Consider the following 268-nt stretch of genomic DNA (forward strand, 5'->3'; position numbering starts at 1 on the left):
GTACTGTCTACATTCGGATTGTTAGGTTCGGGAAAAAATATTGAAACTACCTTAAAAGCGCTGCCAAATATCATTGAACGGAATCCTGATGTCATTTTCCTTATCCTTGGTAAGACACATCCTGCAATCGTGAGGAGTGAAGGTGAAAAATATCGCGAATTTCTTGAAGATCTTGTCTGGAAGCTCCATCTTGAAGATAATGTCCGTTTTATTAATGAATATTTACCATTACCGGAATTACGTGAATATCTTCAGCTCAGTGATATTT

At 36.9% G+C, this 268-nt stretch carries 1 protein-coding gene; it reads left to right on the forward strand.

The annotated features are described in order from the left end of the window. Window positions 1-268: glycosyltransferase (locus ACR9ZK_RS22135; protein ID WP_481344097.1), on the forward strand; the 268-nt coding region annotated here is incomplete at both ends.

Source organism: Monashia sp. HAY1-5C, from assembly GCF_056755255.1.